Genomic DNA, 20144 nt, shown 5'->3' with positions numbered 1-20144 from the left:
TGTCGGGCGGATGTGCGTCTGCAGGACCGACCTGCGGCGTGTCACCCGACATCCGTCCGTTCTCCCGACATCCGTGCAGGGCACGGCGCCGGTGCACTCGGTGACCGACCGACCCGGACCTCAGCTGCCGGACGGGTATACGGCCGGACGCAGCATCGAGACCCCGAGCACTCTGCCGAGCACGAGTCGCCCCGGGCCCAGCGCCGGGTCAGAGTCGTGGGCGAAACGGATCGGCGGAGACGCAGTCCCCTTGGCCCGGTTCGTCGCGAACCCCTCCCGCACTGCCGCGAGGAAGGCATCTCCGAGCAGCGGAGCCCGACCGGCGATCACGATCTCGTGCGGATCGGTGAGGCCCGACAGGATGCGCAGGGCAGCAGCCACGGCCTCGGCCCCGAGCAGCATCCGTTCCTCAGCGCCATCGGCCCGCAGGAGCGCTCGCACCGCATCCGGCTCGAGTTCGTCGTGGAAGTCCGGGCCGAGCACCGCGGTGAGGGAGGCGACGGCCTCGATGCATCCGAGTCCGCCGCAGCGGCAGCGCACCTGCGATCCCCTGCCGCCGAATGCCACGTGGCCGATCTCCCCCGCGCGGCTGGTGGCTCCGGGCAGCACGCGGCCGTCGATCGTGACCGCCGCACCGATGCCCTCGCCCATGCGGAGCACGAGCCGCTGCACGCCGTCGACCTCGTCGAACGCCGACTCCGTGAGCGCCTCACCGTCCGCGTCGTTGAGGATGACGACGGGCACATCGATCTCCTCCGCGAGGAGGTCGGCGAGCGGCACGTCCTTCCACCCCAGGAGCACGCTCTCCCGCACCACGGAGCCGTCGGTGACGCCGGGGGACTGCAGGCACACCGCCAGAACGCGATCGCGGAACTCGCGCACGACCTCAGCCGTCACGGCGACGACGTCGGCCGGGGTCACGCCCGCCGGATGGACCGACTCCCTGGTCAGCACCCGCGCGCCGCTCAGGTCGAGGAGCACGGTCTCGACGCTCTGCGCCCGCACGATGACGACGCACACCGCGTAGAAGGCGCGATTCACCTCGACGCGCGTTCCCGGCTTCCCTCCGGTGCTCTCGGCCTGCTCGCCCTCGACGACGAGCCCCAACGCGATGAGCTCGTTCACCAGCGACGAGGTGGTCGCCGTCGTGAGGCCGGTCGATCGAGCCAGTGACGCACGGGTGACGGGGTCAGCGGAGGCGATCAACGCGAGGGCACGTCGCAGATGGTCGCGGCGGATCTTGCCCTTGCCGTCGAGGAGGGCGTCCGCACCGCGGCCGAACACCGAGCTCTCGAGTCGTGTCCTCAGTTGTGCCTCTGCTGTCAGCATCGACCTTCCGCGCTCCTTCGCCCCGCCTGCCCGCGTTCCCCACGGAACCTTGACAGGCAGCAGGTTCAAACTCTACGCTAGCCACACTTCGCTTACTCACTAAGTAAAGTCCCCCGCTCGCCCTCCCATGCCTTTCAACGACGACAAGACAGGACCGAGACACGTGTCTGCACCCCTACCTCCCTCACCGCGCACCCGCGCACACCGATTCCTGAGAGGCGGGGCCGCCATCGTCGCCCTGGCTCTCACCCTCCCCCTCGCTCCGGCGCTCGCCGCTCCGGCACTGGCCGCGGAAACGACCGTCGTGATCGTGGACGATGCCGTCACCTCCCCCACCGAGGGATTCGAGTTCCCGGCCAAGTGGGTGGCCGAGTCCGGCCTCGACGCCACCCGCTGGATGGAGGGGACCGAGCACTGGGTGCGGGCGGGTGACACCCCCAGCATGACGTTCCGGTTCACCGGAGTGCAGGCGGAGCTGCTCGGGAACACCGATCCTGCCCACGGCACGTACGCGGTCTCCGTCGACGGCGGACCCGAGACCGTCGTCGACGCCTACTCCGCGACGCGGCAGTACCAGCAGGTGCTGTTCTCGACCGGCATCCTCGACCCCGGAGCCCACACTGTCGTGCTGCGGGTGACGGGGCAGAAGAACCCCGCGGCCTCCCGCGCGGGGGCGCAGATCGACTTCGCCCGTGTGACGAAGGAGGTCGTCCCCGCGACCGGCGTGACGACCGATCAGGCACCGTTGACGCTCGAAGCGGGAAGCACGGCGAAGGTCACCGCGACCGTCGCCCCCGCCGACGCGACCGACAAGACGGTGGCGTGGTCCTCCGCAGACGAGGGCATCGCCACCATCGCCGCCGACGGCACGATCACCGGCGTCGCCGCCGGCGAGACCACCGTCACCGCGACCACGCGCGACGGTGGGTTCACCGCCCGGCGCACGGTCACCGTGACGAAGGCGCGCACCGAGCTCGCCGGAGCCGTCGCCGACACCAACTTCCACTACGTCACCACCAAGTCCTTCGACGACTACCGCCGCAAGTACTACCCCGACGTGGTGGGGATGACCGAGAAGTCGTGGCAGGGGAGCGCATGGCAGCGGGACCGCGTCAACGCGCAGTTCGTGCTGTGGACCTCCGGCGAGCGCAAGACCGGCGTGCGGATCGAGAGCGTGCATCTGAGCGGCTCCGACGGAGCGACCCTCGATGACGGCATCACCGCCACGCTCATCTCCACCGTGATGGCCGGACGCGGGCGCCCCTCGCTCGGAAAGCCGCAGGAGCCGATCCCGGACGTGCTCAAGCCGGTCGCATCGGTGGAGATGGCGCCCCGCTCCGTGCAGCCCGTCTGGATGACCGTCGACGTGCCGGCCGACACCACCCCCGGCGTCTACGACGGCACGATCGTCGTGGTCAGCGATCAGGGCGACCGCATCGAGCTCACCCTCTCGCTCGAGGTGCTCGACATCCGCCTTCCCGCCCCCGGTGACTGGGACCAGTTCATCGATCTATGGCAGAACCCGTATGCGGTGGCCCGCGCCGAGGGCATCCCGAAGAGCGAGCTCTGGAGCGATGCCCACTTCGCTGCGATGCTCCCCCACTACCAGCGGCTGCGTGACGCGGGACAGGACGTGATCACCGCGACCGTCGTGAAGGACCCGTGGGCGTCGCAGACCTACGACCCGTACGACTCGATGGTCGAGTGGACCAAGAACACCGACGGCACCTGGTCGTTCGACTTCAGCGTCTTCGACCGATGGGTCGAGTTCATGATGGACGAGGTCGGGATCGACGGGCAGATCGACGCGTACTCGATGGTCAACTGGGCGAGCAAGATCGAGTACTTCGATGTCGCGCAGAACCGTCGGATCACGGCGTCGGTGTCGGTCGGCACGCCCGTGTGGCGGGAGATGTGGACGGCGTTCCTGACGAAGTTCGGCCCGCACCTCAAGGAGAAGGGCTGGTTCGACATCACCTACATGGCGATGGACGAACGCGCGCTCGACGACATCCTGAAGGCCGTGGACCTGATCGACATCGCGGCACCCGGCCTCAAGGTCGGGGCGGCGATGAACTACAACAGCCTTAACGACGACCGACTCGACCGCATCGACAAGATCTCGGTGTCGTCCGACCACGTGCTCATCGGAGACGAGGAGTTCGAGCAGGTCGCAGCTCACCGACGCGACCTCGGCCTCATCACGAGCATCTACTACTGCGTCGGCATCTACCCGAACACGTTCGTGCGCTCCAACCTCGCCGAGGCGGTCTGGGGGCAGTGGAAGACCACCGCGACGCAGTCCGACGGCTACCTCCGCTGGGCCTACGACAGCTTCGTGGAGGACCCGTTCACGACGGTCGACTTCAAGACCTGGGAGTCCGGCGACGCCGCACAGGTGTACCCGCACGACATCTCGTCCGTGCGCTGGGAGCACATGAACGAGGGGATCAGGGACGCGGAGAAGGTGCGGTGGCTGTCGGCCCGCTCCGCCGATGCCGCGACGACCCTGAACGCCGCGATGGCGCAGATGGCGAACCCCGGATTCAAGAAGGACCCGTACGGCGGGGTGATCGATCCGGGCGACGTCGACATCCCCGCCGAGGTCGACCGGCTCCAGGCGGCGCTCGACACCGCGACACGCGCGTTCCTCGCCGACCGTCAGGTCTCGTTCACCGTCTCGGTGCCCGAGGGTCCGCTCGTCATCGGCACCGAGGTCACCGCGACCGCCATCGGGCTCGAGCCGGGTTCGACGGCGGCGTTCGAGCTGCACTCCGACCCGGTGGCTCTCGGCACGGCCGTCGCCGACGATCAGGGCACCGCCCGGTTGTCGTTCACGGTTCCCCGGGTCGACGCCGGTGACCACCAGCTGGTGGTCACCTCCCGTGACGCGGCCGGAACCCCGGGAAGCGTGTCCCTCGCGGTGACGGTGCGCGCCGCCGTGAACCCCGGCGGCGGGGACGGCAACGGCTCACCGGGCGGGGGGACCGGGTCCGGGTCCGGCACCTCGTCGAGCGGGGGCGACCTCGCCAGCACCGGAGCCGACCCGACGATGATCACGACGGCCCTTCTGCTGGCCCTGCTGCTGCTCGCCGGCGGCGCCGTCGCCGTCCGACGCAGGCGATCCTCCCACCGCTGACCGGACTCTCGCGCAGGGTCGTCGCCGCCTCACCCCGGAGGCCGCGGCGGCCCTGCTTCCGTCTGCGTGGAGGAAGGGCCGCCCTCACCTGCCTGATCCGGCACGCGACAGATCATCGGCAGCGACGAGAGGCCGTCGGCCAGCGCGTGACTGGTACTCGGTGGAGGGATGCTCGCCGGCAGCCCGATCATCCCAGGCGCCCCGCTCAGATCCCGAGACGTCGTCGCCTGATCGCGACCGCACCACCCGCGAGGAGCAGCGCCGCAAGCAGCAGTCCACTGGTGATGAGGACCGGGTCCGCTCCGGTTCCGGCGAGCCCGGCGGGGCCCGACGATCCGGCGCCCGAACCCGAACCGGAACCGGATGCCGCACCTCCACCGGCGCCTCCCCCCGTGCCGGGATCGCCTCCCGGCACGGCCGCGGCGGTGACGGTCAGCGGCACGGCGATCGTGGTCGTGTCGGCCCTGGTCATCACGACCTCGTGCGCCCCGGCCGGCGTGCCCGTCGGCACCTTCCAGGTGAGCGAGACCGCACCGTCGTCATGGGCGACGGCCGCACCCATGTCGACCGGATCCGAGTGGAGCGCGAAGGACACCCGCTCCCCCGGGGTCAGGCCGGTGGCATCGACCGTGACCGTCGATCCGGCCTGGATGGTGGAGGCGGAGAGCGCGATCACGGGAGGTGCGACGACCTCGGCCTCGACGATGAACGGTGCCGTGATGTCCAGACCCGCCGGCCCCGTCACCCGCACCGAGCCGGTGCCGGCCGCAGCGGAGGGAGCACTGGTGTGGCTGCCGGTCACGGTGAAGAGCGAGGCCGCATCCGCACCGACCGCATCCTTGCCGTCGATCACCCCTGCCGACGTCTGCCCGTCCGGCCAGGTGATCGTCGCGTTGAGCTGACCCTTCGGCACTCGGGGCGAGGCGATCTGTGCGACGACGCCGGCGACTTCGCCCTCGGAGCCCGCGGCGACTCGCGTGCCGACGAGCTCGCTGACCCAGGCCAGCTCGGGGTCGTTCCAGAAGTTCTGCCCCTGCACCAGCATCCGTGCGCCCTGCGCCCCTGCGCGCTGGGAGAAGTCGGCGAACGAGGTGGTGTCCGCCTTGGTCGACCAGCCCTTGTCGGCGATGCCGAGCGTGCGCGGCCAGAGCATGTACTCCACATCCTCGCCTCCGCGGAGGAAGGTCTCTCCCCACGCTGCCGCTTCGACACCCTGCACGTCGTCCTCGGTGAGACCGAAGGAGGTGTTGAGGTTCTTCTTCGTCGTGGCGTCGACGACACGGCTGGGGTCCCAGTCGTACTGGTACTTGGTGCTGTAGATCGCCTCCCGGAAGCCGAGCGGCGATCCGGGGAACTTGTAGTCCATGTAGGCGTTGTTCACGGGGGAGAGGATGACGTCGCGTCCCTCGAACCAGCTGGTCGCGAGGTGGTTCTTGCGATCAGCCCAGTACTGATGCACGGCGTCCTTGGAGACTCCGGCCTGCGGCATCGGGGTCCAGCCGATGATCTTCTTCCCGTTCTCGGCCGCGATCTGCTCGACCATGCGGATGAACGATGCGTACTGCTCTGTGCTCACACCCTCCACCTCGTCGGCGCCGATGTGGAGATAGTCGCCGGGGGTGATCGCGGCGAGCTCGCCGATCACGTCGCGCATGAACGTCTCGACGATCGGCTTGCCGATGCACAGCGAGTTGGTGGAGATGCCGCCGGTGGTGCGGATCGGGATGCTGCGCTCGGCGCAATCGAGCACGGGGTAGGAGGACAGTGCCGCGTCGACGTGCCCCGGCACGTCGATCTCTGGGACGACCGTGACCTGGCGAGCGGCCGCATAGGCGACGATGTCGCGGAACTCGGCCTGCGTGTAGAAGCCGGACTGCCCGTTCTTCATCGACGACGATGCGCCGTGCGCGGTGAGATTCGGCCAGGAGGCGATCTCGAGCCGCCAGCCCTGGTCGTCGGTGAGGTGCATGTGCAGCCTGTTCATCTTCGCCTGCGAGGCCTGGTCGATGATGGCCTTCACCGCGTCGACCGTGATGAAGTTGCGTGCCGGATCGATCATCAGGCCGCGCTGCTCGAGCCGAGGATGATCGACGACCTCGGTCGCCGGCACCGTCCAGTCGACGACGAAGTCGGGGTCGCCGGCGAGCACCCAGGAGGGCAGCAGCTGCAGCAGGGTGCGCGTAGCGTTCCACGCTCCGGCCGCGGCCTGCGCAGTGATGGTCACGCTCGAGGCATCGGCGTTCAGTCGGTACCCCTGCTCCTTCTGGTACGCCTTCGCGCCGCCCGTGGCCGGGTCGCCCTCGACGAGCACGATGTCACCGTCTCGCGGCGGGTTCGCGACGACCGGGAGAGCGTAGCCCGTGCCGCTGCGGAGGGTCGCCGCGAGCTGCTCGGCGATGCCGGAGAAGGATGCAGGCGCGACCACGCGCGCATCCGCTCCCAGGGTGAACGCGGCGCCTTCGGCGTCGTTCCGGCTCACGGGCTTCGGGACGATGTCACCGCCCTGCGGGTCGGGCACCTCCACCGGAGGCTTGGCCGCTCCCCAGATCTCGAAGTCGAACAGCGAGTACCCGTAGATTCCGGCCGTCTCCACACCCTGCATGCGCACGAACTTCCAGGCGTCCGCGGTATCGACGACGATCTCCTGCACACCGGCCTTCGTGGCAGCGCCTTCATGGATCGTCGTCCACGCCGCACCGTCGCCGGAGACCTGGAGCAGGTACTTCTTGCCATAGGCCGCTTCCCAGTTCAGGACGATCGTGTGCACGCGAGAGGCTTCTGCGAGCTCGACCTGGATCCAGTCGGACCTGTTGTCGTAGGCGGGAGTGCCGCGCGTGTAGTGCGAGCCCCAGCGCGATGCCGAATCACCGTCCGTGGCGTTCGCGGGAGCGAAGGTCGTGGTGTTGTACGAGGACTTCGCCGTGGTGGTGCCGTCGAGGGCAAGGTCCCTGGCCTCCCCCGGAGGGACGCTGACGGGCTGGTCCCAGACCTGGAACGAGTACAGCGACAGGCCGTACTTCGTCGCAACGCTGTGGGACAGGATGCGCACGTACGACCAGGCGTCGGACGTGTCGACATCGCTCTGCTGCACGAGGCGGCCTCCGACGGCCTGCCCGGTGGGAGTCGTCACCCGGCGCAGGGACGTCCACTCCACCGCGTCCTGGGACACCTGGATCTCGTAGTCGGTGGAGTAGGCGGCCTCCCAGTCGAGCACGACCTTGAGGATGTAGGTGGGCTCGGCCAGGGCGATCTGCACCCATTCACCGGCCGTGTCGTAGGTGTCGTTCGGGTTCGTGCGCGTATACCTCGATCCCCAGCGCGTCGCTGCGTCGCCGTCGTTCACGTGCGCCGCGGCGAAGCTGCCGCTCAGCGAGTACGTGGATCGCGCCGTGGCGGTGCCCTCACGGGCGACGTCGCGGCTGTCTGCGGCGCTGGCCGGAGCGGCGGAGAAGGCGAGACCGCCGAGCGTCACGAGCACGGCGAGCGCGCCGGCGAGACTGCGAAGGAGCGATCGGGGACGGTCACGGTGTGCGTCGTTGCGCATCTTGATCTCCAGTTCGAGCTGGTGCGGGGCCGTCTCGACACATTCCGGGAGCGTGCTTGCGACGAGGCGACTCGCGTCTACGGCGTCGTTCCACAGTGAAGCTGACGCCGGGATACTTAATTTGTTAAGTATCCATTCATTATTGGATGGGTAAAGAGTATCCAGTGGATCGGCGAGAGCACAAGGACGCCGGCGAAATCCGTCACGACCGTCTCTCCCTCACCTTGAGGGACTCCACGGCCGCGCCTTCCGCGAGAGAAGGCGCGAGGCGCTCAGAGGCTCGACGCGGAGGGGGCGCGCAGCTGCTCCGGGTTCCAGCGCACGCCGAGCGCCGCGGTCAGGGCCGCCTGGGCGGCTCCGGCCGCGAGCGATACGCGAGGATCGGCGTAGCGGACGGGCACCTGCGCCGTGCCGCGGGCGGGGTACTCGGTCTCCCGACGGACACGGTCGAGGAAGCGGGGCCCGAGTTGCGTCGCCGGTCCGCCGATGACGACCTCGATCGGGTCTAGCAGCGCGCCGATGAGCTTGACGGCCCGTGCCAACGCGCGAGCACCCTCGTCGAGATGCTCCTCATCGGCCTGGGCTGCGAGCTCACGGATCTCCGGCGCATCCATGGCGTCGGAGAACTCCTCGCCGAGCATCGCCCCGAGCGCGGCGGCCGACTCGAGGCATCCGCGCTGACCGCATCGGCAGGCGCGCGCGGCCTCGCCGAAGACGACCTGCACATGCCCGATCTCGCCCGCCCGATCACGCGGCCCCGGCGCCAGTTCGCCGTCGAGCGTGACAGCCGCACCGACACCGCCACCGAGGTGGATGAAGAGCCGATAGCCGGACGGCGACTCCTCCATGCCGGCTTCGGCGATGGCCTCGGCGTCGACGTCGTTGATCAGCAGCACGGGCGCACCCAGCACACGCTCGAACCGTTCGGCGAGAGGCACGTCCTCCCACTTGAGCTGCACGCTCTCGAGCACCGACCGCCCATCCGTCGTGCCCGGCAGCTGCACACCGGCGGCGAGGAGTCGTCCCCCGAATTCCTCGGCCACCGCGGACACCGCCTCATCGAGGGCGAGATCGCGGTTCTCGACGGAGTAGCTCACCCGCCGGATGTCGACTTCGGTGCCGTCGAGGGCGACGAGGGCGATGTCGACGTGCCGAGGCTGGATCACCAGCACCAGGATCAGGTGGTGGCTCGCGTCGACGCTCAGCGTGGTCGCCCGCTTGCCGCCTGTACTCGCCGCCTGCTCCCCCTCGATGATCAGTCGGTTCTCGATGAGTTCGGCCACCAGAGACGATGCGGTGGCGGCCGTCAGACCGGTCGCCCTCGCGATGCCGGCCCGCGTCTGCGTCCCCGGGTTCCGGAAGACCAGCTGCAGCGCCCGCCGAAGGTTCGCGCGCCGGACCGACGCCTGGGTGTCGAAGCCATCATCCGTGCTGAGCATGCGTTTCCGTTCCGACGCTCGTCCGTCGCGAGCAGTTGACAGATCGTGACGCGATCCGTAGTCTCTCCCTAAGTTTATTCATTGAACTTAGTTGGTCAACCGACCTCACAAAGCTCCGGACGGGCGAGTGCTGCACACACCGTCGCCCGTCCGGCTCCTCCTCCTCATCGACTCTCGGCCGCTTCGGTGTGATGACGGATGACCTCCGCCACCACGAAGTTGAACCACTTCTCCGCGAACTCCGGATCGAGATGCGCCTCTTCGGCGAGAGCGCGCAGCCGCGCGACCTGCTGCTCTTCCCGACCAGGGTCGGACGCCGGCATCTCGTGCTCGGCCTTCAGATGCCCGACCTGCTGGGTGGCGCGAAAGCGCTCGGCCAGCATGAAGATCAGTGCGGCGTCGATGTTGTCGATGGTGGCGCGAAGCCGGAGCAGTTCGGCCTTCGGATCCTCGGCGGCGGTCATGCCCCTACTCTAGAGCCGCGTGACATCCTGGTTTCGATCCGTGGCACCGCTATCGTGAGCACATGAGCAACGAAGAGTCGCCGGAATCCGCGCCCCACGACGACGACGCATCCGCCGCAGCTCCCGCCGCATCCGCGACCGCCCGACGCACAGCTCGCCGGGCCCCCGTGACCGCCACGACAGACGCTCCGCTCCCCGTCGTGATCGAGCCGATGACCCCGAGCCGGTCGTTCTGGACACGCATCGACCGCCCGTTCGTGTTCGGCTTCCTGGTGACGCTGGGAGGACTCGGGGCGATCGTGATCGGCCTCGCGCTGTCGAACCTGTCGACCGTGCTCATCTACATCGCCCTCGCGCTGTTCGCTGCGCTCGGCCTCGATCCCGCCGTGCGGTTCCTGGAACGTCGCGGCCTCTCGCGCGTCATCTCGGTGGTCATCACGATCCTCGCGCTCCTCGTGGTGTTCGCCCTCGTGCTGTGGATGATCGTTCCCGTGGTGATCGACCAGATCGTGAGCTTCGTGCAGTCCGTTCCCGGCATGATCAGGGACTTCACCCGCAGCGACCTCTACGCGACCCTCGAAGCGCAGTTCGGCGAGCAGTTCCAGGAGCTCGTCTCCCAGGTGCAGTCGTTCCTCACCGACTTCGGCAACCTGGCCACGATCGGCGGCGGCGCTCTGGCTGTGGGCGCCTCGATCGCCACCAGCATCTCGGGCGCCATCGTGGTGCTCGTGCTCACGCTGTACTTCCTCGCCTCTCTCCCTTCCATGAAGCAGGGGATGCTGCGCCTGGCTCCCGCCCGCGACCGCGCTCGCGCCGGAGACATCGTCGAGCAGATCACCGACTCGGTCGGCGGCTACGTGATGGGGATGGTGGTGCTCGCGTTCTGCAACGCGACGCTCGCCTTCCTGCTCTACTTCTTCCTCGGACTGCCGTTCCCGCCGCTGATGGCGGCGATCGCATTCTGCGTCACCCTGATCCCCCTGGTGGGCTCGGTGCTGTTCTGGATCCTGGGCACGTGCCTCGCGCTGTTCTCCAACCCGATCGCGGCGCTGATCTTCGCGGCCATCTACCTCGTCTACATGCAGATCGAGGCCTACGTGATCACGCCGCGCGTCATGAACCGCGCCGTCTCGGTCCCGGGGTCACTCGTCGTGATCGGTGCCCTCGCCGGCGGCACGCTGCTCGGCCTGCTCGGGGCTCTCGTGGCCGTGCCGGTCACCGCCTCGATCCTGATCATCATCAAGCAGGTGCTCGTCCCGAAGCAGGACGCCCGGCTCTAGGCGTCTCCTCGCGTCTCGCACACACAGAAGCGCCCGGACCCCGTGAGGGTCCGGGCGCTTCTGGCTGTCCGACTCAGATGAGGTCGTTGTCGGCCAGCCACTTCTTGGCGATGTCCACAGCCGACTTCTGGTCGACCGTGCTCTGCACGTTCAGACCCACGAGCTCCTCGGCGGTGAGCTTCTTGCTGATGGCGTTGATCACATCGGCGATCTCGTCAGCGACGTCGCTCGAGGCGATCGGCACGACGTTCGACGAGATGATCAGGTTCTCCGGGTCTTCCAGCGCAACGATCTCCTCCGTCTGGAAGGCCGGGTCGGCGGTGTAGATGTCGGCCACCTGGATCTCGCCGGCGAGCAGCGATTCGAGGGTGGTCGGCCCCGTGGCCGAGAACGTCAGGTCGACACCGTAGGCCTCCTTGGCCTTGGCGGGGCCGTACGGACGCTCCTCGAACTCCGGTGAGGCACCGATCGTCACCGGGGTGGTGACCTTGGCGAGGTCGCCGATCGAGGTGAGATCGTTCGCCTCGGCGAAGCTCTTCAGCACCGTGTACGTGTCCTGATCGGAAGCCTCCGCGTAGTCGAGAGCGGTGAGCCCCTCGGGCAGCGCCTCCTTCAGCGCCGTGTACACGTCTTCCGGGCTGGTCGCGGTCGCGTTCTTGTCGAGGTACTCGAGAAGGCTGCCGGTGTACTCCGGGAACAGGTCGATCGCGCCGGACTCGACGTCGGGCATGTAGGCGTCGCGCTGTCCGATGTTGAACTGCTTGTCGACCTTGAACCCCGCGCCCTCGAGAGCCTGCGCGTAGATCTCGGCGATGATCTCGTTGGAGTAGTAGGCCTGCGAGCCGATGACGATCGTGTCGTCGGCGGAGCTCGAGCCCTCGCTCGGGGCGTCGAGCGGGTTGCTGTTCGCGCAGCCGCCGAGGACGAGCACCGCGGCGAGCGCGGCACCACCGGCAAGGGCGAGTCGTGATTTACGTGCTGTGAACATGAGGACTTCCTCTTCTCTGGGACAACAGGGATGGTGCTGTGGAACTCTGTCGGGGCTGTGGAGGTCAGGCTGTGGCGGGCGACGGAGACGAGGCTGCGGCTCGCGACCGGCGTGTGGTGGTCGGCGCGCGCACCCCGGCGGGGACGGCGGCGTGCTGGAGGAGGGCGAAGATCAGGTCGACAGCGAGCGCGAGGACGGCGACGAGGATCGCCCCACCGAGCACCTGATCGAACTTTCGCAGCGGGATGCCCTGGATGATCGGCCATCCGAGCCCGCCGAGATTCACATAGGCCGCGATCGTGACCGTGGCGATCACCTGCAGGAGAGCCGCCCGGATGCCGCCGACGAGCAGGGGCAGTCCGAGGGGAACCTCGACCTTCCAGAACACCTGCCACTCGGTCATGCCCATCGAACGCGCGGAGTCGAGCACTCGACGGTCGATGGCCTCGAGCCCGGTGTAGGCGCCGGCGAGGAGGGAGGGGATCGCGAGGAGCACGAACGTGATGACGGCGGCCTCGGGAATGCGCAGGACGCCCAGGATCAGTACGAGCAGCACCATGAGACCGAACGACGGGATGGCGCGCGCTGCCCCGGAGACGGCGACCGCGATCTCGCGCCCCTTGCCGGTGTGACCGATGAGCCAGCCCAGAGGAATCGCGATGACCCCGGCGATCAGCACCGAGATCAGCGTGTAGTACATGTGCTGGCCGAACAGGATGGGCAGCGAGTACGACCCCTCCCACCGGTCGGGGGAGAAAAGCCAGGCGAAGGCCTCGGTGAACACGTTCATGCGGCGGCCCTCAGGGTGGCGGTCTGTCGCGCGGCGGACGGCGTCTTCGCGGCGCGCGTCCACGGCATCAGTGCCCGCCCGAGAAGAAGGAGCAGCAGGTCGATCACGAGAGCGATCACGACGACGGCGATCACTCCGGCGAAGACCTCGGCGAGGATGCGCCGCTGCAGTCCGTTGGTGAACAGATAGCCGAGGTTGGTCACACCGACGAGGATGCCGACCGTGGCGAGGGAGATCGTACTGACGGCCGCGACGCGGAGACCGGCGAGCACGACGGGACCTGCGAGCGGGAAGTCGACGGTCCAGAACCGGCGGAAGCCGCCGTAGCCCATCGCGGTGGCCGATTGCCGGATGGCGGGATCGACCGAGTCGAGGCCGTCGGACACGGCGCGCACGAGGATCGCGACCGCGTAGATGGTGAGGCCGATGATGAGGTTGACCGGGCTGCGGGCCGGATACCCGGCGACGGAGGGGAGAAGAATCAACAGCGCCAGCGAGGGGATCGTGTAGAGCAGCCCGGTGAGGACGATGACCGGCCCCTTCACCAGCTGATAGCGCCAGGCGACCCAGCCCAGCGGCACCGACAGCACGAAGCCGAGCACGATCGCGATCGCACTCTGCTGAAGGTGGATCCCGGTCAGCTCGAGGATGAGGCCGAGGTTGTCGACGATCCAGTTCACGGAGCGCCCTTCGTGACGCTCTCCTCGCTCAGGAGAGCGTCGGTCACGGCATCCGGCACATCGACGATCGAGCCCTGGGTGCGGCCGTCGGCGTCGACCACCACGGTGCCGCGCGGTGTCTGCTTGAGGTGCAGGGCTCGGCGACCTCGATCGGCGCCGATGAAGGCTGCGACGAAATCGTCTGCCGGATTCTCGATGATCTCGCTCGGGCTGCCCACCTGCACGATGCGCGCGCCCTTGTCGAGGATGACGACCTGGTCGCCGAGCAGGAACGCCTCGTCGATGTCGTGCGTGACGAACACGACGGTCTTGTCGAGTTCGCGCTGCAGCCGCAGGGTCTCCTGCTGCAGGTCGGCCCGCACGATGGGGTCGACCGCGCCGAACGGCTCGTCCATGAGCAGGATGTTCGGGTCGGCGGCGAGCCCGCGGGCGACACCGACGCGCTGCTGCTGCCCACCGGAGAGCTGGCTGGGGTAGCGGTCGGCGAGCGCCTGGTCGAGGCCCACCGTGTCGAGCAGCTCACGCGCCCGCTTGTGGGCAGCTGTCTTCTTCACGCCGGTCAGCCGCAGCACCGTGGCCACGTTGTCGATCACCGTGAAGTGCGGCATGAGGCCGGAGTTCTGCATGACGTAGCCGATGCGGCGGCGCAGAGCCACGGGGTCGCCCTGGAGCACGTTCTCGCCGTCGATCTCGACATCGCCGGAGGTGGGCTCGACCATGCGGTTGATCATGCGGAGCAGGGTGGTCTTGCCGCAGCCGGACGAACCGACGAACACGGTGGTCTTGCGCGACGGCAGCACGAGACTGAAGTCGTCGACGGCGAGGGCACCACCGGGGAACCGTTTGGTGACGTTGCGGAACTCGATCATGGGCTGGTCTCCAGTCGGTCGATCGATGTGCGAGGGGACGAGTCTTGGCTCTTCAGATGGCTACGGGCCGACCTCGACGCGGGGATCGAACGCGACGTACCCGGAGAAGTCCTTGCCCACGCGATCGAACGCAGAGGGGTAGGGGTTCGGGTACGACCAGGCGTAGTCGGTGTAGAGGTCTCCGTCGGTCTGCACCGAGAAGTACTGCGCCGCGCCCTTCCACGGACAGGTGTACGGCGTGGGACTCTCGACGAGCGCCCCGGGTGTGATGGACGCGGGCGGGAAGTACCAGTTCCCTTCGATGCGGGCGAGATCGCTCTCGTCGGCCTCGGCGATGACGGTTCCTGCGAGTACAGCCTTCATGGTCCTGCCTCCTCGGATGTGAGTTCGAGCGTATAAGACGGCTGCGACATCGGGGATGAGGGTTGCGTCGCGGCCGTCAATATGAGAAACAATCCCGTTCCTGTTCGGCACGATCACGCGAACGGATTGCTCCCGATGTCGGGATCGACTCCCTCCACGGATCAGGCGGAGTCGCGGCCGTATCCCTCGAGCAGCCGCAGCCAGATCTCGCTGATCGTGGGGTACGACGGCACCGCGTGCCAGAGGCGGGCAATCGGGACCTCGCCGACGATCGCCACGGTGGCCGCATGCACGAGCTCCGCCACCTCGGGACCGACGAACGTCGCACCGACCACGACGTCGCGGTCGGTGTCGACCACGAGCCGTGCCTGGCCCTCGAAGCCGTCTTCGTAGAGGCTCGCGCCGGCAACCCAGCCCAGGTCGTAGTCGACGGCCTTCACCGCGATGCCGGCCTTGACCGCCTGGGCCTCGGTGAGACCGACGGAGCCGACCTCGGGAATCGAGAACGTGACCTGCGGCACGGCGGCCTGGTCGGCGGTCGCGACGTGACGGCCCCACGGGGCATCGTCGACGTCTTCCCCCTGGGCGCGGGCCACGATCACGTCGCCCGCGGCGCGCGCCTGGTACTTGCCCTGATGGGTGAGGAGCACGCGCCCGTTGACGTCGCCGACCGCGTACAGCCAGTCCGATCCGGGAACGCGGAGCGTGTCATCCGTCTCGATCCAGCGGCCGGGTTCCAGCCCCACGACGTCGAGGCCGATGTCACCGCTGCGCGGCGAGCGACCGGTCGCGGCGAGCACCTCGGTCGCAGTGATCTCCTCGCCACCGTCGAGAGTGATGGTGACGCCGTCCGCGTCGCGGTGCACGGATGTCGTTCCCACACCGGTGCGCACATCCACGCCGAGTTCCTTGAGCCCCGCGGCGACGCGCTCGCCCGCGAAGGGTTCCATCCCGCCGAGCAGGCCGCTGCGGGCGATCACGGTGACCTTCGAGCCGAGTGCGGCGTAGGCGGTCGCCATCTCGACGGCCACGACGCCTCCGCCGATGATGGCCAGGCTCTCGGGCAGCTCTTCGGCGCTGGTGGCCTCGCGGCTGGTCCACGGGGTGGCCTCGCGCAGGCCTTCGATGGGCGGGATGACGGCATCCGATCCGGTGCTGATAGCCACCGCGTGCCGAGCTTTGAGCACACGCTCTGCGCCGTCGGCATCCGTCACCGTCACCTCGCGCTCGCCCGTGATGCGGCCGTGGCCGCGGGCCAGGTCGATGCCGGCCGAATCGAGCCACTTCACCTGGCCGTCATCCGACCAGTTGCTGGTGAACGAGTCCCGGCGGTCGAACACCGCGCGCACATCGAGCTTTCCGGTCACCGCCTGCGAAGACCCGCCCACGTGTTGCGCGGCCCTGAGCGCCTGCGCCGAACGCAGCAGCGCCTTCGACGGCATGCACGCCCAGTAGGAACACTCGCCTCCGACGAGCTCGCTCTCCACGATGATCGCGGTGAGTCCGCCCTGCACGGCCCGATCGGCGACGTTCTCGCCCACCGGCCCTCCGCCCAAGACGATCAGGTCATACTCGTCGGTCTTCTCCGCAGCATTCATGCGTCGCACCTCTCCGTGAGCCGGTTACGTGGCCCAGTCTCGCTCATGAGCAACGCCGAGTCACGGGCGAGTTGTTCCCTGCGGCGTGGCGCGGGTGGCGAGGATGCCGGCTTGCGATGGGGCTTCTCCGTGTGCTGTCGGGCACGGGGAAAGAGCGCCGGCCGAACCTACACCGCCGCCACCGCGGCCTCCCGCACCCGCCGGTTGTCGGCGAAAGCACGAGGGTAGGCGCGACGGAGCGCGACCACGACCAGCGTCGCTGCTGTCACCTTGATCAGATCCCCCGGGAGGAACGCCAGGCTCGACAGCGCCGTCGGCCCGAGCGGCACCGCCGTCACGAGGGCCTGCACGGGGATGCCGAACGCGTAGACCACGAACACTCCGCCGATGAGCGCGGCGCCAGCGGAACGCCACCACGTGAAGCGCCCGGTGCGCATGAGGAGGCCGATCACCACGACACCGGCGATCCAGCCGAGGAGGTACCCGGCGCTGGGGCCGACGAACACGCCGAGCCCTCCGCGGCCACCCGCGAGCACCGGAAGCCCCACCGCGGCGAGCGCCAGCACGAGCACGACGGCGAGCGGTGCGAGGCGCGGTCCCAGCACGAGACCGGCGAGCATGACCCCCAGAGTCTGCGCGGTGATCGGCACGCCGCTGGGCAGGGGCACGATCACGGTGCCGAGCACGACGATCAGTGCGGCGAAGACCGCGATGCGGCCGAGTGCGGCGCTGGTTTCGGTGGTGCGGGACGTGGTCATGTTTCCTCCTGAACACCGTTCACCTGAACGGTGTTCATTAGAATAGGGATGCCCTCGTCCCCACGCAAACCCGCCCCAGGAGTCCTCACGTCCCTCTCCCCGATGCTGCGTCGCATCGCCACCGAAGACCCCGACCGGCCGGCGATCGTCGGCCGCGACGCCCGCATGACCTATGGCGAGCTCCACGCCGATTCGCGCCGTACCTCCACGGCCCTGGCGCACGCCCTCGCGGATGCCTGCGCGACGGCGACTTCAGGAGCTCACCCACCGCTGCCGCCGGTCATCGCCATCTGCCTGTCCACCGCATTCGACACCGCACGCGCCGTCGTCGCGGTGGAGGCGGGCGCGCGCATCCTCACCGTCATCGACGCGCACTGGCCCGTCGCACTCCAGATGCAGCTGATCGTCACGACCGGAGCGGCCGCCGTCATCACGGATGTTCCGACGATCCGGGCCGCTCTGCATTCGGCCGGATGGTCGGGACTCGTCATCGGGCTCGATGATCTCGCACGAACCCCCTCCCCCGCCTCCGCCCACGCAGACACAGCGGCCGACGATGCGCCGTTCCTGATGCTCACCTCGTCGGGGACGACGGGCCCGCCGAAGGCCTTCCTCAAGACGCGCAGGCAATACGCGGCGAACATCGACGTCTCCCGCGACCACCTGGGCGCGCGAGACGGGGTGGCGACCTTCGCCCCGGGCCCGCTGTCGTACAGCCTGACCCTGTACACGCTGTTCGAGGTGCTCGCCACAGGCGGTCGGATGCACGTCGCCGACCGCCTCGACGAGCTCTGGCTCAGCTCGCGGGTGCACGACGAGCGCATCACACGCCTGGTCGCGGTTCCTGCGGCGGTGACGGCTCTCACCGACGCGGCGCGGCGCCACCCGGCGCGGTACGACGGCATCGATCTGATCGTCACCGGGGGTGCGGGGTTCCCGGCATCGGCGCGAGCGGCCGTCGCCGACGCCTTCCTCCACGCCCGGACGATCAGCTACTTCGGCACCGGCGAACTCGGCTTCATCGGTGACGACCGCGCCGGCCACGACAGCATCCGGCTCTACCCGCAGGTGGAGGCACGGGTGCGCGGCGACGACGGCAGTGAGCTGGCACCGGGCGAGCTCGGCAGCCTCTGGGTGCGCTCCCCCTCATGCTCGGCCGCCTACCTGGCGGGCACGACCTCGACGCCGTTGACAGACGGCGACGGCTGGGCAAGCGTGCACGATCAGGGGCGGCTGCGCGGCCGGGACTTCACGTTCGTCGGCAGAGCAGGCGACGTCGTCACCACCGGCGGGCACACCGTCGCGCTCGACGAGGTGGAGCGCGCCTTCGACGGCATGCCGGGCCTCAGCGCGTGGTGCGCCATCGCCGAGAGCGACGATCGCCTAGGTCTGCGGATCGCGCTGGTGACCGAGGGCGATGCGCCGCCGGCCGCAGAGCTGCGCCGATGGGCGCGCGAGCGTCTCGCACCCGCCGCCCGGCCCCGTCGCTGGCACACGGTGGCGGAGCTCCCCCGGACCGCGGGCGGGAAGATCCGCCGCGCCGCGGTCGCGGATCTCGTGGCTGTCGGACGGGGACGATCGTGAGCGCCGGGCGCTCCGTGGTCGTCACCGGCGTCGGGGCGGTCACCCCCAGCGGCCTCACGGCACCGGAACTGTGGACGTCTGTGCGCGCGGGACGCAGTGGCATCACGCGGATCCCCCGGGAGATCGCCGGGTCAGGGCCGGTGCAGGTCGGCGGAGTGGTGCGTGGATTCACCGGCGCCTCCGACCTGTCGGCACCCCTCGCGCGTCGCCTCACGCCGATGCAGCAGTGGGCGATCGCCGCGGCCGATGAAGCACTCGCCGATGCGGACCTGGGCGCGTCATCGGGGATCGCGGACGTCGCGCAGGTGATCATCGCGACAGGGTCGGGCCCGGTGGATGCGACGGTGCAGGCGGCAGTCGCGCTGCGAGATCGCGGCCCCCGCCGGGTACCGCCAGGGCTCACCGTCTACGGAACCGCGGACGCGATCGCGACAGTGCTCAGCAGACGATACGGATTCCTCGGCCAGACCCACGCGATCGCCGCGGCGTGCGCGAGTGGCGCGGTCGCGATCGGAGAAGGTCTCCGGAGGATCCGTCACGGCTACGCCGACGCAGTGCTGGTCGTCGGGATGGAGGATTGCCTCGGCCCGCTGCACCTGGCGTCGCACACCAACCTCCGCTCGCTCGCCACGGGCTTCGGCGACGACCCCTCGGAGGCCTCGCGCCCTTTCGACCGCGCACGTACGGGCTTCGTGATGGCACAGGGCGCGTCCGCCGTGCTGCTGGAGGCCGCGGACCTCGCACACGAGCGCGGCGCTCGACCCCTCGCGACCATCGCCGGATTCGGTGCGACCAGCGACGCGCATCACGCCACGGCACCGGACCCGGCCGCCGCCGGGGCGACCAGGGCGATCGATGCATGCCTCGCCGACGCCGACATCCGCGCCGCGCAGATCGACCATGTGAACACCCACGGCACGGGCACGGTTCTCGGCGACGAAGCCGAGCTCGTCGCGCTCGCACAGGCGCTGGGATCAGGAGCGCCATCCGTTCCACTCACCGCGACGAAGTCGACCACCGGGCATCTGCTCGGCGCAGCGGGCGTCACCGAAGCGGTCATCGCCGCGATGACTCTTCGCGATCAGGTGCTGCCTCCGACCATCAACCTGTCGCATCCGTGCGCGGACGGGTGGGACTTCGTCCGCGACCGAGAGCGACCGCATCCGGTCCGCACGGTGCTGTCGACCTCGTTCGGATTCGGAGGTCACAACGCGGCGCTGCTGCTCACGGCGTGCGAGTGAGCGCGACCGGCGCCCGTACCCGTGCCAGGTGTCGGGAGAACGGACGGATGTCGGAGCAGGGCACGGCGTTTCGCCCGA

Annotated in this window: 15 protein-coding genes; 4 read left to right on the top strand and 11 right to left on the bottom strand. The window is 69.1% G+C overall.

Features of this window, described 5'->3' with window-relative positions; genetic code table 11:
* Positions 1-120: 120 nt before the first annotated feature.
* Positions 121-1329, bottom strand: coding sequence for an ROK family transcriptional regulator (locus ASC55_RS11820; RefSeq protein WP_082524321.1), 1209 nt, complete (start codon positions 1327-1329; stop codon positions 121-123).
* 163 nt (positions 1330-1492) lie between these two features.
* Here ASC55_RS11820 and ASC55_RS11815 point away from each other — a divergent pair, with 163 nt between their 5' ends.
* Positions 1493-4468 (top strand): glycoside hydrolase domain-containing protein, encoded by a 2976-nt coding sequence (locus ASC55_RS11815; protein ID WP_157559441.1) that lies wholly within the window; start codon positions 1493-1495, stop codon positions 4466-4468.
* Positions 4469-4673: 205 nt separating this feature from the next.
* Here ASC55_RS11815 and ASC55_RS11810 read toward each other — a convergent pair whose 3' ends face one another.
* The 3 genes from ASC55_RS11810 to ASC55_RS11800 form a co-directional block, all read right to left on the bottom strand.
* The gene (locus ASC55_RS11810) at positions 4674-8012 is read right to left on the bottom strand and encodes a family 20 glycosylhydrolase (protein ID WP_055875646.1); all 3339 of its coding nucleotides are present in this window, start codon (positions 8010-8012) and stop codon (positions 4674-4676) included.
* Positions 8013-8284: 272 nt separating this feature from the next.
* A complete protein-coding gene (locus ASC55_RS11805; protein ID WP_055875643.1) occupies positions 8285-9451 on the bottom strand; it encodes an ROK family protein in 1167 nt (388 codons plus the stop codon).
* Between the two features lie 164 nt (positions 9452-9615).
* The gene (locus tag ASC55_RS11800; protein WP_055871763.1) at positions 9616-9915 is read right to left on the bottom strand and encodes a chorismate mutase; all 300 of its coding nucleotides are present in this window, start codon (positions 9913-9915) and stop codon (positions 9616-9618) included.
* Positions 9916-9977: 62 nt separating this feature from the next.
* On the opposite strand from ASC55_RS11800, the gene ASC55_RS11795 reads away from it, so the two are divergent.
* On the top strand, positions 9978-11195 hold the full coding sequence (locus ASC55_RS11795; RefSeq protein WP_017830022.1) for an AI-2E family transporter: 1218 nt from the start codon (positions 9978-9980) through the stop codon (positions 11193-11195).
* A gap of 73 nt (positions 11196-11268) precedes the next feature.
* On the opposite strand, the gene ASC55_RS11790 is transcribed toward ASC55_RS11795, so the two are convergent.
* The 7 genes from ASC55_RS11790 to ASC55_RS11760 form a co-directional block, all read right to left on the bottom strand.
* Positions 11269-12183, bottom strand: coding sequence for an ABC transporter substrate-binding protein (locus tag ASC55_RS11790; RefSeq protein WP_055875640.1), 915 nt, complete (start codon positions 12181-12183; stop codon positions 11269-11271).
* A 64-nt stretch (positions 12184-12247) separates the two neighbouring features.
* A complete protein-coding gene (locus ASC55_RS11785) occupies positions 12248-12973 on the bottom strand; it encodes an ABC transporter permease (protein WP_031205882.1) in 726 nt (241 codons plus the stop codon).
* Complete coding sequence (locus ASC55_RS11780; RefSeq protein ID WP_017830019.1) at positions 12970-13653, bottom strand: ABC transporter permease; 684 nt, start codon at positions 13651-13653, stop codon at positions 12970-12972. The genes ASC55_RS11785 and ASC55_RS11780 overlap by 4 nt, the downstream gene beginning before the upstream one ends.
* The gene (locus ASC55_RS11775; protein ID WP_017830018.1) at positions 13650-14522 is read right to left on the bottom strand and encodes an ABC transporter ATP-binding protein; all 873 of its coding nucleotides are present in this window, start codon (positions 14520-14522) and stop codon (positions 13650-13652) included. The genes ASC55_RS11780 and ASC55_RS11775 overlap by 4 nt, the downstream gene beginning before the upstream one ends.
* Before the next feature lie 60 nt (positions 14523-14582).
* Complete coding sequence (locus ASC55_RS11770) at positions 14583-14885, bottom strand: DUF427 domain-containing protein (RefSeq protein WP_055875637.1); 303 nt, start codon at positions 14883-14885, stop codon at positions 14583-14585.
* Positions 14886-15046: 161 nt separating this feature from the next.
* Positions 15047-16483 (bottom strand): dihydrolipoyl dehydrogenase family protein, encoded by a 1437-nt coding sequence (locus ASC55_RS11765; protein WP_055875635.1) that lies wholly within the window; start codon positions 16481-16483, stop codon positions 15047-15049.
* Positions 16484-16650: 167 nt separating this feature from the next.
* Complete coding sequence (locus tag ASC55_RS11760) at positions 16651-17241, bottom strand: biotin transporter BioY (protein WP_055875632.1); 591 nt, start codon at positions 17239-17241, stop codon at positions 16651-16653.
* Positions 17242-17289: 48 nt separating this feature from the next.
* On the opposite strand from ASC55_RS11760, the gene ASC55_RS11755 reads away from it, so the two are divergent.
* Complete coding sequence (locus ASC55_RS11755; RefSeq protein ID WP_082524319.1) at positions 17290-18825, top strand: class I adenylate-forming enzyme family protein; 1536 nt, start codon at positions 17290-17292, stop codon at positions 18823-18825.
* Positions 18822-20066 (top strand): beta-ketoacyl-[acyl-carrier-protein] synthase family protein, encoded by a 1245-nt coding sequence (locus ASC55_RS11750; RefSeq protein WP_055875626.1) that lies wholly within the window; start codon positions 18822-18824, stop codon positions 20064-20066. Before ASC55_RS11755 ends, ASC55_RS11750 begins: the two co-directional genes overlap by 4 nt.
* Positions 20067-20144: the final 78 nt, after the last annotated feature.

This window comes from Microbacterium sp. Root322 (genome assembly GCF_001425645.1).
GTDB lineage: Bacteria > Actinomycetota > Actinomycetes > Actinomycetales > Microbacteriaceae > Microbacterium > Microbacterium maritypicum.
Note: the sequence above shows the minus strand (reverse complement) of the source record. Positions and strands in the feature narration are given on the sequence as shown.

What these genes read in the sequence shown, in the direction of transcription:
- ASC55_RS11820 (WP_082524321.1), bottom strand. Translation starts at nt 1,329, where the DNA reads ATGCTGACAGCAGAGGCACAACTGAGGACACGACTCGAGAGCTCGGTG.
- ASC55_RS11810 (WP_055875646.1), bottom strand. Translation starts at nt 8,012, where the DNA reads ATGCGCAACGACGCACACCGTGACCGTCCCCGATCGCTCCTTCGCAGT.
- ASC55_RS11805 (WP_055875643.1), bottom strand. Translation starts at nt 9,451, where the DNA reads ATGCTCAGCACGGATGATGGCTTCGACACCCAGGCGTCGGTCCGGCGC.
- ASC55_RS11800 (WP_055871763.1), bottom strand. Translation starts at nt 9,915, where the DNA reads ATGACCGCCGCCGAGGATCCGAAGGCCGAACTGCTCCGGCTTCGCGCC.
- ASC55_RS11795 (WP_017830022.1), top strand. Translation starts at nt 9,978, where the DNA reads ATGAGCAACGAAGAGTCGCCGGAATCCGCGCCCCACGACGACGACGCA.
- ASC55_RS11790 (WP_055875640.1), bottom strand. Translation starts at nt 12,183, where the DNA reads ATGTTCACAGCACGTAAATCACGACTCGCCCTTGCCGGTGGTGCCGCG.
- ASC55_RS11785 (WP_031205882.1), bottom strand. Translation starts at nt 12,973, where the DNA reads ATGAACGTGTTCACCGAGGCCTTCGCCTGGCTTTTCTCCCCCGACCGG.
- ASC55_RS11775 (WP_017830018.1), bottom strand. Translation starts at nt 14,522, where the DNA reads ATGATCGAGTTCCGCAACGTCACCAAACGGTTCCCCGGTGGTGCCCTC.
- ASC55_RS11770 (WP_055875637.1), bottom strand. Translation starts at nt 14,885, where the DNA reads ATGAAGGCTGTACTCGCAGGAACCGTCATCGCCGAGGCCGACGAGAGC.
- ASC55_RS11765 (WP_055875635.1), bottom strand. Translation starts at nt 16,483, where the DNA reads ATGAATGCTGCGGAGAAGACCGACGAGTATGACCTGATCGTCTTGGGC.
- ASC55_RS11760 (WP_055875632.1), bottom strand. Translation starts at nt 17,241, where the DNA reads ATGACCACGTCCCGCACCACCGAAACCAGCGCCGCACTCGGCCGCATC.
- ASC55_RS11755 (WP_082524319.1), top strand. Translation starts at nt 17,290, where the DNA reads ATGCCCTCGTCCCCACGCAAACCCGCCCCAGGAGTCCTCACGTCCCTC.